This is a genomic window from Cellulomonas sp. NEAU-ZC6, assembly GCF_056844425.1.
This window is the reverse complement of record NZ_JBXFYH010000004.1, coordinates 126110-141694: the sequence shown is the minus strand read 5'-3', so window position 1 is coordinate 141694 and position 15585 is coordinate 126110. Positions and strand designations below refer to the sequence as shown.

Here is a 15585-nt window from a genome sequence, read left to right as displayed (position 1 = left end):
CAGCCGCGCCCTAGCATGTGCGCGTGCCCGCTCCGTCGCCCCGCCGGTCCGGGCGCCCGCACGCCTCCTCCCGGTCGATGCTCGAGGAGGCCGCGGGCGAGCTGTTCCTGGAGCGCGGGTACGCCGCCACCTCCGTCGCCGACATCACCCAGCGCGCCGGCGTCTCGCGGAGCACGTTCTTCAACTACTTCCCCGCGAAGTCCGACCTGCTCTGGGCGGCGTTCGACGAGCGGGTCGCGGCGCTCCGCTCCGGGCTCACCGGTGACGCGGCGACCCGCCGGCCCGCGCACGAGGCACCCACGGCCGGGTCCGTCGTCGCCGGCGCCCTCGCCGCGCTGGCCGCCGACCTGCCGGCCGAGCACGTGGCCCTCGCCTTCACCCAGGCGGACACGATGGGCCTCGGGGACGACCTGCGCCTGGCTGCCGCGCGCCGGACCGCCGACCTCGGGACCGCGCTCGCCTCGTACGCCGCGGGCCGCGGCGTCGAGCCGCTGCACGCCCGGGTGGCGGGGGCGGCCTGGGCGGGGGCGCTGGTCGCCGCGGTGGAGGCCTGGGCGCACGCGGGTGCGAGCCGGACGCGGCTGCCGGACCTCCTGGACCGCGCGTTGACCCCGGTGCGGTCCGCGCTGCCCTGAGCCCGCGCCGATGACGTCGAGTGTCCAGAAACTCCCGGGCATTCCGGACATTCCGACCGAGTTGCTGGACACTCGCGGTGCGCGGCAGCGCGAACCGGTCGCACCGGCTCACCCGGTGTTCCTAGGATCAGGGCCATGAGCGACACCGGACTGCGGCAGGCCCAGGACAAGATGACGGCGGCCGGGGTGGCCCCGACCGCCATCGACGTGTTCACCCACTACTACCGCGAGCTCGAGGCGGGGGCGACCGGCCTCATCCCCGAGGAGACCATCGACCCGCTGCTCGACCCGCCGAAGCTGGCCGACCTGGACATCGACCCCGAGGCGGCGCGCGCGGCGTTCGCGAAGACCGCGGTCATCAAGCTCAACGGCGGCCTCGGCACCTCGATGGGCATGGACAAGGCGAAGTCCCTGCTCCAGGTGCGCGACGGCAAGTCGTTCCTGGACCTGATCGTCGAGCAGGTGCAGCACGCCCGCGCGGAGACCGGCGCCCGGCTCCCGCTCATCCTGATGAACTCGTTCCGCACGCAGGCGGACTCGCTCGCCGCGCTCGCGAAGCACGAGGGGCTCGCGGTGGACGGCCTGCCGCTGGACTTCCTGCAAAACCAGGAGCCGAAGCTCCGCACGGACGACCTGACCCCGGTCTCCTGGCCGGCGGACCCGACCCTCGAGTGGTGCCCCCCGGGCCACGGCGACCTCTACACGGCGCTGCTCGCCTCCGGCGTGCTGCAGCAGCTGCTCGACGCGGGCTTCCGGTACGCGTCGGTGTCGAACTCGGACAACCTCGGTGCCGCGCCGGACGCGACGATCGCCGGCTGGTTCGCCGCGTCGGGCGCGCCCTACGCCGCCGAGCTGTGCCGCCGCACCGCGGCCGACCGCAAGGGCGGGCACCTGGCCGTGCGGAAGTCCGACGGCCGCCTGATCCTGCGCGACACCGCGCAGACCCCGGCGGACGAGATGGACTACTTCACGGACGAGCACCGCCACCCGTACTTCCACACGAACAACCTGTGGTTCGACCTGGAGCAGATCGCCGCGGCGCTCGAGGCCCGGGGCGCGGTGCTCGGCCTGCCGCTGATCCGCAACGTCAAGACGGTGGACCCGACGGACTCCTCGTCCCCCGAGGTGTTCCAGATCGAGACCGCCATGGGCGCCGCCATCGAGGTGTTCGAGGGCGCGACCGCCATCGCCGTGGGTCGCGAGCGGTTCCTGCCGGTCAAGACGACCAACGACCTGCTGCTGATCCGGTCGGACGCCTACGACCTGGCCGAGGACGCCACGCTCCGGCTGGCCGTCGGCAGCGCGCCGCTGGTGGACCTCGACACGAAGGTCTACAAGACGGTCGGGAAGTTCGAGGACCGGTTCGCGGCGGGTGCCCCGTCGCTGCGCGGCGCCACCTCGTTCACCGTCCAGGGCGACTGGACTTTCGGCGCCGGGGTCGTCGCGACCGGTGCGGCCGTGGTCCCGGCCGACGGCGCGCCGGGCGAGGTCCCCGCGGGCACGACGATCGCGGGCTGAGCCCCGCGCAGGACACCGGGGTGGGAGGTCCGGGGCTGCACGCCGTCGGCGTGCGGGTCCGGACCTCCCACCCTGTCGCGTCTCTCAGGTCCGGCGGCGACGGACCAGCCGGAGGGCGACGACGCCGCTCAGCAGCAGCACCGCGGCGACGGAGCCGAGGGCCACGGCGTCGGAGCCGGTGGCGCCGAGGGCCGGTGCCGCGGTGCCCGGTCCAGCCGGTGCTGCGGGGGTCCCGGCGCCGGGGACGCCCGGCCCCGTGGGCTCCGTGGGCACCGTGGGCTCGGCCGGTGCCGCGGTGACGCGGAACGTCACCGGGTCCGTCGTGACCGTGCCTGCCAGGTTGGAGACGGCGAGCCGGACCATCAGCCCGTCGTCGACGATCGTCGGCGTGTAGACCAGCGTGTGCCGCACCGTTCCCGTGGTCGGCACGGCCGCCAGCGCCCTCAGCGGCACGCCGACCTGCGGCGTGCGGCGCGGCTCGGGCTCCTGGGTGGTGCCGGCGCCGCCCGGCACGGGACCCCAGGTGCCACCCCCGTCGCGGGAGGCCTGCCACTCGGCGGTGCCGGCGTCGGCATCGACCACCCACGCGATCCGCGCCGGCTGCCCGGCCACGACCGCGAGGGTGCCGTCGGCCGCGACGTCGTCGGGTTCGTCGACGACCACCGGCGGGGCGACGACCCTCAACGTGGCCGCCTCGCTGGTGACGACCACCGGGCCCGAGACGAGCGCCGCCGACGCGACGGCGCGCACCTGGAGCCCGTCGTCGGCGGCGGTCGCGGTCAGCTCCAGGACGGCGCCGGCGGCACCGGGGACCGCGGTCCACCGCACGCCGTCAGCCGAGACCTCCCAGGTGACTGCCGGGGCGGGCCGGCCGCTGGCGGTGACCTCGAACCGCGCGACGCCGCCCGCGGCCACCACGGCGTCGACCGGGTCGGTCACCGTCGGCGCGCGCAGGACGGTGAGCGTGGCGACCTCGCTGGGCACGTCGGCGGCGACGGTGCTCGACGCCAGGGCGCGGTACTGCGACCCGTGGGCACCGGCGTCCGCGTCGACCGCGAGCGTCCCGCCGGTGGCCCCGGGGACGTCGGTCCAGGCACCGCCCGGCTCGCGCACCTGCCACCGCAGCGTCGGGACGGGGGCACCGCCGGCCGCCGCGGTGAAGGTCGCCGTGCTGCCGGCGTCGGCGGCGACGTCGACCGGCTGGACGGTGAACAGCGGGGCGGTCCGGACGGTCAGGGTCGCCGCGGCGCTCGGTCCGGCACCGCCCGCGCCGGTGGCGACCGCGCGCACCCGGAGGCCGTCGTCCGCAGCGCCCGCCACGTGGTCGTAGCGGGACCCGGTCGCGCCGGGGACGTCCGTCCACGTGCCGCCGTCCGTGCTGGTCTGCCACTGCACGGACGGCACCGGGAAGCCCGTGGCCGTGACGTCGAACCGCGCGGTGCCGCCCGCGACGACGACGACGTCCGCCGGGTCGGTCACCTCGGGGCCCCACTCCACCGTCAGCACGGCGGCCACCGACGTGGCCGTGCCGGCGGCGCTGGTCGCCACCGCGCGGAAGGTCGCGCCCTGGTCGGCGCGGTCGGCGGTCACGACCAGCTGGTCCCCGGTCTCCCCGGGCAGGTCCGTCCACCCGGTGGTCCCCGCCTCCGCACGCTGCCACTGCAGCGCCGGGGCAGGCAGGCCGGTGGCGGTCGCGGTGAAGGTGGCGGTCGCCCCCTCCGCCGCGGTGGCGTCGCCCGGCTGCGTCGTCCAGGACGGGACCGTGCGGATCGTCACGGTGGCCGGGTCGCTCGACACGGTGCCTGCGGCCCCGGTCAGCACGGCGCGCACCTGGAGGCCGTCGTCACCGGCGGCGAGCACGCGCTCGTAGGTCGTCCCGGTCGCGCCCGCGACGTCGGTCCAGGTGCCGTCGCGGCCGGCCTGCCAGCGGACCGACGGCGTCGGGACGCCCGCCACCCCGACCTCGAACCGGGCCGTCGTCCCCGCGAGCGCCGCGACGTCCACGGGCTGCGCGGTGATCTCCGGGCCCCAGGTGACGGACAGGGTGGCGGGAGCGCTGCGCGCGGTGCCCGCGGAGCTGGTGGCGACCAGCCGGTAGCGCGCGCCGTCGGCCGCCCGCGTGACGGTGACGGTCAGCGTCGGACCCGTCGCACCGTCCACGGCGGACCACGTCGAGGCGCCGGGGGCCGAGCGCTCCCACTGCAGCGCCGGCGTCGGCGGCCCGGTGACCGTCGACCCGAACGTCGCGTCCGCGCCCTCGAGCACGGTGGCGTCGGCCGGGTCGGTGACGGCGGGGGCGACCGGCTGCGTGAGGGTCGCGCTCCCGGCCACCTGGTCGACCCGGGCGCCGACGGCCAGGGTCGCCCCGGCGCCGCGGGTGAACCGGGCCGACGCGGTGCCGTCGGCGGCGAGCACGCCGTCCGCGTCCGCCGCACCGGCACCCGACGCGGGGTCGAACGTCCACGCGACGGGGCGCCCCGCCAGCACGGGCAGGAGCGCCTCGGGGACCGCGCCGCCGTCGGCCAGCGCGACGCGCGCCGTGGCCGTCACCGCAGCGCCCACCACCGCCTGCGCCGGGTCGGCCGTCACCGCCAGGACGGCACGCGGCTCGGTCGCGGTGACGCCGACCGCGCCGCACGCGCCGTCGGCGCAGCCCCACCAGTTCTCCGTGGCCAGCACCGGTCCGACCACCGACGCGGCACGGGACGGCCCGGTGACGGTGTCCGTGCTCCCGACCAGGACGGACCCCGTCACGGTGCCCTCGGTCAGCCACAGCGCGCCGCCGTCGCCCGCACCGCCCCGGCCGGTGACGGTGCTCCGCTCGACCCGGGTCCCGGAGACGGCGGTCGGGCCGGTGGCGAGCACCGCGCCCCCGCGCGCGGCCGCGGGCGAGCCCGAGCTGACGGCGTTGTCGGTCAGCACCGAGCCCCGCAGCGTCAGCGAGGCGCCCTCGACGTACAGGGCACCGCCGCCGAGCACGCCGGACCCGGCGCCGCCGGTGACGGTGTTGCGCTCGAACGTCGACCCGGTGACCAGCACCGCGTCCGCCTCGTGGAGGCCGATCATCGCGACGGCCCCGCCCGGGGCCCCGTCGGCGGTGTTGTCGCGGAAGGTGCAGCCGTCGACGGTCAGGGTGCCGCCGGACATCTGCACGGCGCCGCCGGGTGCGGTCGCGTCGCCGGCGCCCGCGGCGTTCGCGCTGCCGGACACGACGCAGCGACGCAGCGTCAGGGCGTCCGGGCGGGCAGGGTCGCCGGACCCCGCCAGCACGGCACCGCCCCCGCCGACCACGGCCGCGTCGGCCGCGCTCGGCACGCCGTCCCGCAGCTCGACGCCCTCGAGCGTGACGGCGACCCCGCCGACCAGCCCGGTGTCGAGGTCGAGGATCCGCCGGTGCCCGCCGTCGACGGTCCACGTCCCGCCGGAGGTGACCAGGAGCGTGGCGGCGGCCGCGGGTGCGTAGCTGAGCGGACCCGCGGTCAGCGTCACCGCGGTGCCGTCGGGCACGGTGACGACCGCGCTGGTCTCCCCCGCCGCGAGGCACAGCGCCTCGCGCAGCGTGGTCCCCGTGACCTCGTCGGTGCACGCGCCGGTCAGGGCGGCGTCGGCCGCGGACGTGACCGCGAACGGCACCGGGTCGGCCGCGAGCGCAGCCGGCACGGCGAGGGGCGACCCGGCCGCCGCGACGGTGCCGGCGGACGCCACGACGGCGACCAGCGCCAGGGTCGCGAGGGCGCGCCGCAGCGCGGGTCGAGGGGGGAGCACGCGCCGAAGACTAGGTGTTTCACCCGGCTGGCGGGCCCGTCATCCGGGTGAATCCTCGTAGGCTCACGCCCGCTCACCATCCCCGCAAGGTCCTGGAGTCCCGTGTGCCCACGCGTCGCACCGTGCTGGTCGCCGGCACCGCCGCCCTGGGCGTCGCCGTGGCCGGCGGCGTCCCGGTCGCGCTGCGCCGCCCCGCGCTCCCGCTGACGGCCGCCGCGCTGCGGCCCCTGGTCGGCAGCCGGTTCGAGGTCGAGGGCCGCACCGTGACGCTCGCCGCGGTCGGTGCCGCGGCCGGTGCCTCCCGCGAGGCCGACGGGTTCCGCCTGACGTTCACCGCGGCCGGCCCGCTCGACCTGCCGGGTGGCACCCGCACCTTCGTGCACGACACCGGTGACCTGCTGCTGCACACGGAGCCCGTCGGTGCGGCGGGCAGCACCGTCGAGGCCGTCGTGCTCCCCTCGGCCTGACCCCCCGGCCTGACCGCCCCGCCCGCCCGACACGCCGCCCGACTGGAGACCTGCATGGAGCCGTACCTCGGCGAGATCCGGATGCTCGCCATCGGGTTCACCCCGCAGAGCTGGCTGCCCTGCGACGGCTCGCTGCTGCCGATCAACCAGTACCCGGCGCTGTTCTCGCTGATCGGGGTCCTGTACGGCGGCGACGGGGTGTCGACCTTCGCGCTGCCCGACCTGCGCGGCCGGTTCGCGGTGCACCGGGATCCGGCGACCGGGCGCCTGCCCGGTCAGGTCGGCGGGAGCGAGACGGTGACGCTGCTGCCGTCCGAGCTCCCGGCGCACCAGCACGGCGTGTCGGCGTCGGCCGCGGCGGCGACGGCCACCTCTCCGGGGGGCGGCACCTGGGCCGCCTCGGCCGGCCCCGCCTACGTGCCGGCGACCACCGCACCGCCGTCGCAGCCCATGTCCCCGACGGCCGTGACCACGGCCGGCGGCTCCCGGGCGCACGAGAACCGGCCGCCGTTCACCGTGCTGCGGTTCGCCATCTGCACCGCCGGCACCTTCCCGCCCCGCTCCTGACAGGACTGCCGTGGACGCCTACCTCGCCGAGATCCGCCTGTTCCCCTACCAGTTCGTGCCTGAGGGCTGGCTGGCCTGCGACGGCCAGCTGCTCGCGATCAGCCAGCACGAGGCGCTGCACCAGGTCATCGGCAGCACGTACGGCGGCGACGGGGTCACGACCTTCGCCCTGCCCGATCTGCGGGGCCGCTCCGCGGTGCACCCCGGCGCCGGGATCCCGCAGGCGTCGAGCGGCGGGTCGGCGACGCACACGCTCACGACCGCCGAGCTGCCGGCGCACACGCACGAGATCCGGGCGTCGAGCGCGGCCGCCGACGACGCGGAGCCGGGCGGCGCGTCGTTCGCCGCCACCGACCGGCCGCACTACGGCCCGGCCAACCAGGTGGTGCTGGCCGAGGGCGTGCTCGCCCCGTCGTCCGGAGGCGGTCAGCCGCACGACAACATGCCGCCGCACCTCGTGCTCGTGCACGCGATCAGCGTGGACGGGATGCTGCCCTCGGGCACCCGCGAGCACCTCCCGTTCGTCGGCGAGGTGCGGATGTTCGCCGGCGGTTTCGCCCCGGAGGGCTGGGCCGTCTGCGACGGGCAGACGCTGCCGATCATGCAGAACCAGGCCCTGTTCTCGCTGCTCGGGAACACGTACGGCGGTGACGGGACCAGCGTGTTCGCGCTGCCGGACCTGCGCGGCGCCTCGCCCGTGCACACGGGCCAGCGCCCCGGAGGCCAGGGCTACGCACTGGGCCAGCGCGGCGGCGCCGCGACGGTGACGCTGACCCAGGAGCAGCTCCCCCAGCACGGCCACACCCTCCGCGCGGCCGCAGCCGGGACCCGCGGGACGACCGGGAACCCCTCGGGTGCGGGCTTCGCGGTCGCGCAGCAGGGTCGGGCCCGCGAGCTCCTCTACCGCTCCGACGGCACCACGGACGTGACGATGGGCGCCGCCGTCTCCCCGGTGGGCGGCGGCCAGCCGCACCCGAACCGCTCGCCGTACCTGGCGATCACCATGATCATCGCGCTGGAGGGCGTCTACCCCACCCGGCCGTGACGCGCCCCGGGGCCCGGCGGGCACGCGCCCGCACCGCCCGGTGGGGCGCCGTGACCGGCGAGGTTGACATGCCGACCAGGCGGTCGTAATTTCACCACTACCTACCAAGCGGTAGGTAGTGGTGGCGCCGATGCCGGCTCCACGACGTCTCAACGTGGAGCCGTCCGACTCCCATGACGCCGAAGAAGGTACGCATGGACGCGCAGGCCACCGTCGCCGCCGACAGCACGACCCCGACGCGCGACGACATCGCCCCCGACACCGGTGCCCCGTTCACCCGGGCCCGCACCCTGCGCTTCGGCGCCGGGTTCTTCGCGTACGGCCTGCTGTGGGTCGTCGGCCTGCAGATCGTCGCAGCGGTCCTGCTCCCCCAGCGCCTGCGCGACATCGGCGTCGAGTCGCCGGAGACCCTGCTCGGCTCCATCAGCGCGATCACCGCGATCGTCTCCCTGGTGTCGAACCTGGTGTTCGGCAACCTGTCCGACCGCACGCGCGGCCGGTTCGGCCGCCGCACCCCGTGGATCCTCGCGGGCGGCGTGCTGGGCGGCGTCTCGCTGTTCGCCATCGGTGTCCTCACCAGCCCCGGCCTGATCACGCTGTCGTACTGCCTCAGCATGGTCGGCCTGAACATGATGCTGGCCCCGGCGGTCGCCGTGCTGGCGGACCGCGTCCCCGGCAAGGTCCGCGGCACGATGTCCGCTCTCTACGGCGGCGGCCTGGCCGGCGGCGCCCCGATCGGCTCGCTGGTCGGCGCCGCGTTCATCACCCACTCGCTGCCGGGCTTCGTCCTCGGCGGTGCGCTGATGGCCGCGTCGGCCGTGATCGCACTGGTGGTCTGGCCGCGCGAGAGGTCGTCCGCCGCCCTGGCGCCGGCCGCCGCCGGCCTCGGCGAGCTGCTCAAGTCGTTCCGCCCGCCGCGCCAGGCGCCCGACTTCTACCGGGCGTTCGCCGGCCGCCTGTTCATGCTGGTCTCGTACCAGATGATCATGGCGTACCAGCTGTACATCGTGCAGGACCACGTCGGGCAGACCACCGCGGAGTCCGCGGCCACCATCGCGACGATGGCCGTCATCACGCTGGTCGTCTCCCTGATCGGGTCGATCGGCGCCGGCCCCGTGTCCGACCTGATCGGCCGCCGCAAGCTCCCCGTCGTGCTGTCCAGCGTGCTGTTCGCCGTCGGCATCGCGATGCCGTGGATCTGGCCGACCCCCGCCGGCATGTTCCTGTTCGCCGGCATCGCGGGCCTCGGCTACGGCGTCTACACCTCCGTCGACCAGGCGCTGAACGTCGACGTGCTGCCGAACCAGGAGGAGGCCGGCAAGGACCTCGGCATCCTCAACCTGTCGACCACCGCCGGCCAGACCGTCGGCCCGCTGATCACCTCGGCGATCGTCGTGGCCACGGGCGGCTACGGCTTCGTCTTCCCGGTGTCGATCGCCGCCGCGCTGCTCGGCGCCTTCTTCATCACGCGGATCAAGTCGGTCCGCTGACGCGGTGCGGCGCCGCACCACCTCCGCATCCCCGCCTCGCCCACCGACGTCCCGGTGGGCGGGGCGAGAACCGGCTGGCGACCCGGCGGCGGCGCGGCGGTCCGCGCGACGCGCGGCTCGACCCGGCGGAAGTGGGGCTTGCGCAGGTGAGAGCGTGGCGGGTTACGGTCACCGGACCCGGGGGGCACCGAACCGGGAGGCACCTTGCTCCGCACGCTCGACCAGAACAGCGACCGATCCCGATCTACCACCGTCCCAGTTTTCGTATTACGGTATGGCCGTTGAGGTTCCTCGCCTCGGCCGACCGCCACGGGATCGACCGAGAGGAGGCCGCGCACGTCGCCCGGCACCCGCACACCGTGGTGCTCCTCCGCGAGGAACCCCTGAAGGAGATGCGGATCGGGTTCGACCGGCTCACCCGTGCCTTGGAGGTCGTGGTCGTCGACATCGAGGGCCAGCAGTTCCTCATCCACGCGATGCGACTTCGCCGGACCTACCACCACCTTCTGGAGGAACCACGATGATCGACGGGACCGACGACACCGCGGGTCTGTCTCCTGACCAGGTCGCTCTCCTCCGGGCGGACGCGGCCGAGGCCGAGGTGGGCTACGACCCCGAGTACCTGGCCGCGCGCCGCCGTCCGGGGCGCGCACCGAGCATCGGACGAGGCGCCGGGGTGGTCGTGCCGGTGCGGCTGGACCCCGACCGCCTCCGCGCGCTCGACGCCCTCGCCGCGCGGGGGCACCGCACCCGCAGCCAGGTGATCCGCGACGCCATCGACCACGAGCTCGCGACGGCCTGACCGGACACCTTCCCGTCACCTCGGTGCCGCACACTGGCTCCGGCCGACCGGCCGGTGACGCGAGGAGGGCGGCAGGATGAGCGGCACGACGGGTCTGGCCCGCCGCCTCGGCACCGGGGACGCGGTCGTCATCGGGCTCGGCTCGATGGTCGGCGCCGGGGTGTTCGCGGCGTTCGGCCCAGCCGCCCGGGAGGCGGGCTCCGCGCTGCTGGTCGGGCTCGCGCTCGCGGCGGTCGTCGCCTACGCGAACGCCACGGCGTCGGCGCAGCTGGCCGCCCAGTACCCGGTCGCCGGCGGCACGTACGTGTACGGCCGCGAGCGGCTCGGGCCGTGGTGGGGGTTCCTCGCCGGCTGCTCCTTCGTGATCGGCAAGACGGCCAGCTGCGCCGCGATGGCGCTGACCTTCGCCGCGTACACCGTGCCCGCGGCGTGGCAGCGGCCCGTCGCCGCCGGCGCGGTGCTGGCCCTCACCGCCGTGAACCTCCGCGGGGTGACGCGCACCGCCCGGCTGACGCGGGTGGTGGTCGCCGTGGCGCTCGCCGGGCTCGCCGCCGTCGTCATCTCCGGCCTGGCCGGCGGGGACCCGTCGTGGGCCCGGGTGACGACCGGGTCCGACGCCACCTGGTCGGGCGTGCTGGGGTCGGCGGGGCTGCTGTTCTTCGCGTTCGCCGGCTACGCCCGGATCGCGACCATGGGCGAGGAGGTCCGGGACCCGGCCCGCACCATCCCCCGCGCGATCCCGCTGGCGCTCGGGCTGGCGGTGGTCGTGTACGCGGTGGTCGGCGTCACGCTGCTGACGGTGCTCGGGCCGGACGCCGTCGCGCGGTCCGCGGCCCCGGTCGCCGCGCTGGCCGAGGCCGGTGGCTGGGCGTGGACCTCGCCGGTGGTGCGGGTGGCGGCCGCCGCCGCGTCGCTCGGCGCGCTGCTCGCGCTGGTGGCGGGGGTCGGCCGGACGACGCTGGCCATGGCGCGGGAGGGCGACCTGCCGCGGGTGCTCGCCGCCGTGCACCCGCGGTCCCGGGTGCCGCACCGCGCGGAGGCCGTGCTGGGCGTGGTCGTCGTGGTGCTGGTGCTGACGGTCGACCTGCGGGGGGCGATCGGGTTCTCGTCGTTCGGGGTGCTGCTCTACTACCTGGTCGCGAACCTCTCCGCCCTGACGCAGGACCGGGCGCACCGGCGGTACCCGCGCGCGCTGCAGGTGCTCGGTGCGGCGGGGTGCGTGCTGCTGGCGGCGACGCTGCCGGTGGGCGCGGTGCTCGGCGGGCTGGCCGTGCTGGCCGCCGGGGTCCTGGCCCGGCTCGCCGCCCGCCGAGTGGGTGGCCGGGCGTAGCGTGCCCGCACCGGGACGACCCGGCAGGCTCCGACGAGGGAGGCACCATGTCCGACGACGCGCAGGACCCCGGGGCGGACGCGCGCGGCTGGTGGGGCCCGCCCGTCGCCGGTGACGAGGTCGCGACGCTGCTCGGGTCGCTGGAGCGGCAGCGCGCCACCTTCGCCTGGAAGGTCGGCGGCCTCGACCGGGAGGCGCTGTCGGTGACCTTCGGCGCGTCGGCGATCACGCTGGGCGGGCTGGTCAAGCACCTCGCGTTCACCGAGGTCTTCCACTTCTGCACCCGCGTCTCGGGGCAGCGTCCCGGTGACCCGTGGGAGGACGTCGACTGGGACGCCGAGCCGGAGTGGCCGTGGACGTCCGCCGCGCAGGACGACCCGGCGACCCTGTACGCGCTGTGGCGGGAGTCCGTCGTGCGGGCGCGGGCGAGCCTCGACGAGGCGCTCGCGGACGGCGGCCTCGACCGCCGCACGGTCTGGGCGCCCGAGGACGTCCAGGTCCGGCCGAACCTGCGCCGGGTGCTGGCGGACATGGTCGAGGAGTACGCCCGGCACACCGGGCACGCCGACCTGATCCGGGAGGCGGTCGACGGCGTCGTGGGCGAGGACCCGCCCGCCGCACCGGAGCTCTACCCGCTGCCCGAGCGCCGGCGCTGACGGGCACCGGCGCCCGCCCGCGTCAGCCCGCCTCAGCCCAGCGGCGCCGGCTGCCGGGGGGCCATGCCCGCGGCCCGGTAGGCGTCGTCGACCAGGCGCATCGCGGCGACCGCCTGCGTCGTGCCGGACACGGGGTCGCCACCGCGCAGCACGGCGTCGGCGAACGACCGCAGCATCCACACGTAGGACCCCGTCGGGTCGACGGGCTCCTCGACCGTCTCGCCGTCCCGCTCGACCACGATGCGGCCGCCGTTCTGCGGCGCGTACGGCGCGTGCACGGTGATGGTCCCGCGGGTGCCGACGATCCGCGCGGACACCCGCTGGTCCTCGGTCTCGACCATGCTCGCGCGCACGACGGCGGGCACGCCGCCCGGCAGCTCCAGGTGCACCACGATCGAGGCGTCGACCCCGTCGACCTCGACCGCCTCCGCCGCGCGCACGACCGGAGCGCCGAGCACGGCCGTGAGGAAGCGCAGCGGGTAGACCCCGAGGTCCATCAGCGCGCCACCGCCCATCGACTCCTGCCACCGGATGTCCCCGCGGTCGGCGATCTCGACGCAGAAGTCCGCCTCCGCGGAGGTCACCTCGCCGATCGCGCCCTCGGCGAGCAGCTCGCGCAGCCGGGCCCACGACGGGTGGTGCTGCGAGTGGAACGCCTCCATCACGACCAAGCCGGTGCCGGCGGCCGCCGCGGCGACCTCCTCGGCCTCCTCCGCGTTCGCGGTGAACGGCTTCTCGCACAGCACGTGCTTGCCCGCGGCGATCGCGCGCAGCATCCAGGCGCCGTGCAGCGCGGCGGGCGTCGGGACGTACACCGCGTCGACGTCCGGGTCCGCCAGCAGGGCGTCGTAGTCGTCGAGCACCCGCGGGATGCCGTCGCGCCCGGCCATCTGCTCGGCCCGGGTCCGGTCACGGGCGGCGATGGCCGTCACCTCGACCTCCGGGACGGAGGCGGCGGGATCGACCACCGCGTTCTTGAGGATGCGGGCAGCACCCAGGACTCCGAGACGCACCGTCGACATGGGCAGCACGCTAGCCGGTCGGCACCCCCGCCGCCGCCCTGACGTGGGCGAGCGCCGCCTCCGCGTCGGCGATCATGTCCGGGTCGCGGTTCTCGCGCCGGATCGCGACCGCCACCTCCAGGTCCGCGAGCGCGCCCTCGTGCGCGCCGAGCCCGGCGCGGGCCAGCCCCCGGTGCTGGTACGCGGCGGCGACGATCCGCGGGAGGCGCAGCTCCTCCGCCATGACGAGCGCCCGGTCGGCGGAGTCGAGCGCCTCGGCCCACCGCCCGGCCGCGACGAGCGTGCGTGCGAGCTGCGCGTGCGCGTTCGCCTCGGTGAACACCGCGACCTGGGCGCGGGGCCGCGTCGCCGGGTCCGCGAGCCCGGCCACCGTCTCCCGGACGAGGGCGATCGCGTCGTCCAGCCGCCCGAGCCGGAGCTGCACGCGGCCGAGGGCGAGCTTCGCCTGCGGCACGCCCTCGAGGTCCCCGACGGCGATCATGCAGGCGACGGCCTCGCGTGCGTCGTCCTCCGCGGTCTCCAGGTCGCCGAGGTGGGCCAGCATGGAGGAGCGGTAGCTCAGCGCCCAGCCGGTCTGCCCGGCGTCTCCGGCGCGCCGGGCGGCCGCGAGCGCCCGCGTCGCGGCGGCGATCCCCGCCCGCTCGTCCCCGCGGCACACCGCCTGGGCCCAGGCCCGGTAGCCCTCGTGCACGGCCACGAGCCGGTCGTCGCCCAGCGCGGTCGCGGCGTCGGCCGACCGGTCGAAGACCTCCGGCCAGCGGTCCCACGTCGACCACAGGTCGGAGTACCAGTGCAGCGCGTCCGCCACCTCGACGACCCGGCCGTGCGCCCCGGCGTCCGAGGCCCGGCGGAACGCCGCCAGCCAGCTGCCGGACTCCGCCCGCAACCAGGCGTCGGCGGCCGCGGCGTCCGGCAGCTCGACGTCGCCGCTCGGGCGCTCGGCGTGCCCGGCGTCGGGGTGGTCGGCGTGGTCGGGCTCGAACCGCCGGCCCGCGCGGACCGTGGTGGCCAGCAGCCAGTCGTCGGCCGCGGCCCGGACGGCCGCGTGCGCCGCCGGGTCCTCCTGGTGGTCCAGCTCCCACCGGGCGAACAGCCGCAGCAGGTCGTGCAGCTGGTACCGCTCCCCGGGCAGGTGCTGCACCAGGCTCAGGTCGGTCAGCTCGTCCAGCAGGTCCTCGGTCCGCCACACCGTCTCCCCGACCAGCGCGGCCGCGAGCGCGGTGCCCGCGTCGGGCGCGTCGACGAGCGCCAGCCGGCGGAACAGCCGCTGCGCCCCGGGCCCGAGCTGCTCGTAGGAGGAGGCGAACGCCGCCCGCACCTGCAGGTCGCCCGCGGTCAGCGAGTCCAGCCGGCGCTCCTCCGCGGACAGCCGCCGGACCAGGCCGGCGATCGACCGGCCGGCGTCGGCGGCGAGCCGGTTGCCGGCGATCCGCAGCGCCAGGGGCACGTCGTCGCACAGCGCGGCGAGCCGGGCCAGCTGCTCGGCCGCCGCGTCGCGCTCCGGGACCATCCGGGTCAGGAGCGCCACCGAGTCGGCGGGGTCGAGCCGGCCGAGCGCCACCCGGTGCACCCCGCTGAGTCCCGCCAGCGTCCGGCGGCTGGTCACGAGGACGGCAGCGGGCCCCTCGGCGGGCAGCAGCGGGCGGACCTGCTCCTCCGACGCCGCGTTGTCCAGCACGAGCAGCACCCGGCGGCCGGCCAGCAGCCGGCGGACGTGGTCCACCGCGTCGTCCGGGTCCGGCGGCACCGTGCCGGCCGCGAGCGCCTCGGCGACCCGCCGGACCGCAGTGTCCGGCGTGACCGGCGCCGCGTCCACGCCGCGCAGGTCCAGGAAGACCTCGTCGTCGAACCGGCCGCGCACCTCCCGGGCGACCTGCGCGGCGAGCGTCGTCTTGCCGAACCCCGGCGGCCCGGTGACCAGCGCCACGGGGGCCGCGGCGGTGGCGCCCGTCAGCACCCCGGCCAGGGCGGCGCGCTCGACCTCGCGCCCGGTGAAGTCGTCGACCCGGCGCGGCAGCGGCAGCGCGTGCGCGCCCGTCGGGCCCGGTCGGCGCCGGCCGGCCCGCGCGACCCGGAGCAGCAGCGCGCGGTCGTCCGGGTCGAGGCCCAGGGCGTCCGCGAGCGCCTGCACCGTCCGGTGCTGCGGGCCGCGGCTGACGCCCCGCTCGATGTCGCCGATGCCGCGGTCGCTCACGCCCGACGCGGCAGCCAGGTCCTCGATGGTCAGGTCGGCGTCCTGCCGGTGCCGACGCAGGAGCGCTCCCAGGTCCTGCTCGTCCATCCGCTGC

Annotated in this window: 13 protein-coding genes; 10 read left to right on the top strand and 3 right to left on the bottom strand. The window is 76.7% G+C overall.

Going from position 1 to position 15585, the window contains the following annotated elements; all coding sequences use genetic code 11:
• The first annotated feature begins 23 nt into the window (after window positions 1-23).
• Together AC1050_RS16695 and AC1050_RS16690 are read left to right on the top strand one after the other, a co-directional pair.
• The gene (locus AC1050_RS16695) at window positions 24-635 is read left to right on the top strand and encodes a TetR family transcriptional regulator (RefSeq protein ID WP_482388533.1); all 612 of its coding nucleotides are present in this window, start codon (window positions 24-26) and stop codon (window positions 633-635) included.
• A 135-nt stretch (window positions 636-770) separates the two neighbouring features.
• On the top strand, window positions 771-2153 hold the full coding sequence (locus tag AC1050_RS16690; protein WP_482388532.1) for a UTP--glucose-1-phosphate uridylyltransferase: 1383 nt from the start codon (window positions 771-773) through the stop codon (window positions 2151-2153).
• Window positions 2154-2237: 84 nt separating this feature from the next.
• Here the strand turns inward: AC1050_RS16690 and AC1050_RS16685 are convergent, their stop codons facing one another.
• A complete protein-coding gene (locus AC1050_RS16685) occupies window positions 2238-5918 on the bottom strand; it encodes a hypothetical protein (RefSeq protein WP_482388531.1) in 3681 nt (1226 codons plus the stop codon).
• 104 nt (window positions 5919-6022) lie between these two features.
• On the opposite strand from AC1050_RS16685, the gene AC1050_RS16680 reads away from it, so the two are divergent.
• The 8 genes from AC1050_RS16680 (at window position 6023) to AC1050_RS16645 (ending at window position 12275) form a co-directional block, all read left to right on the top strand.
• The gene (locus AC1050_RS16680) at window positions 6023-6385 is read left to right on the top strand and encodes a DUF6916 family protein (RefSeq protein ID WP_482388530.1); all 363 of its coding nucleotides are present in this window, start codon (window positions 6023-6025) and stop codon (window positions 6383-6385) included.
• 54 nt (window positions 6386-6439) lie between these two features.
• Window positions 6440-6952 (top strand): phage tail protein, encoded by a 513-nt coding sequence (locus AC1050_RS16675; protein WP_482388529.1) that lies wholly within the window; start codon window positions 6440-6442, stop codon window positions 6950-6952.
• 10 nt (window positions 6953-6962) lie between these two features.
• Window positions 6963-7997 (top strand): phage tail protein, encoded by a 1035-nt coding sequence (locus tag AC1050_RS16670; RefSeq protein WP_482388528.1) that lies wholly within the window; start codon window positions 6963-6965, stop codon window positions 7995-7997.
• Between the two features lie 194 nt (window positions 7998-8191).
• Window positions 8192-9487 (top strand): MFS transporter, encoded by a 1296-nt coding sequence (locus AC1050_RS16665; RefSeq protein ID WP_482388527.1) that lies wholly within the window; start codon window positions 8192-8194, stop codon window positions 9485-9487.
• Between the two features lie 281 nt (window positions 9488-9768).
• Window positions 9769-10011, top strand: coding sequence for a toxin (locus AC1050_RS16660; protein ID WP_482388526.1), 243 nt, complete (start codon window positions 9769-9771; stop codon window positions 10009-10011).
• Window positions 10008-10289, top strand: coding sequence for a ribbon-helix-helix domain-containing protein (locus tag AC1050_RS16655; protein ID WP_482388525.1), 282 nt, complete (start codon window positions 10008-10010; stop codon window positions 10287-10289). Before AC1050_RS16660 ends, AC1050_RS16655 begins: the two co-directional genes overlap by 4 nt.
• A 76-nt stretch (window positions 10290-10365) precedes the next feature.
• Window positions 10366-11619, top strand: a complete 1254-nt coding sequence (locus AC1050_RS16650) for an APC family permease (protein ID WP_482388524.1) — start codon at window positions 10366-10368, stop codon at window positions 11617-11619.
• Between the two features lie 47 nt (window positions 11620-11666).
• On the top strand, window positions 11667-12275 hold the full coding sequence (locus AC1050_RS16645) for a mycothiol transferase (RefSeq protein ID WP_482388523.1): 609 nt from the start codon (window positions 11667-11669) through the stop codon (window positions 12273-12275).
• A 32-nt stretch (window positions 12276-12307) separates the two neighbouring features.
• On the opposite strand, the gene AC1050_RS16640 is transcribed toward AC1050_RS16645, so the two are convergent.
• Window positions 12308-13297 carry a Gfo/Idh/MocA family protein gene (locus AC1050_RS16640; protein ID WP_482388522.1) on the bottom strand — a complete coding sequence of 330 codons (990 nt, stop codon included), beginning with the start codon at window positions 13295-13297 and terminating at the stop codon, window positions 12308-12310.
• A 10-nt stretch (window positions 13298-13307) separates the two neighbouring features.
• Complete coding sequence (locus AC1050_RS16635) at window positions 13308-15578, bottom strand: ATP-binding protein (RefSeq protein WP_482388521.1); 2271 nt, start codon at window positions 15576-15578, stop codon at window positions 13308-13310.
• Window positions 15579-15585: the final 7 nt, after the last annotated feature.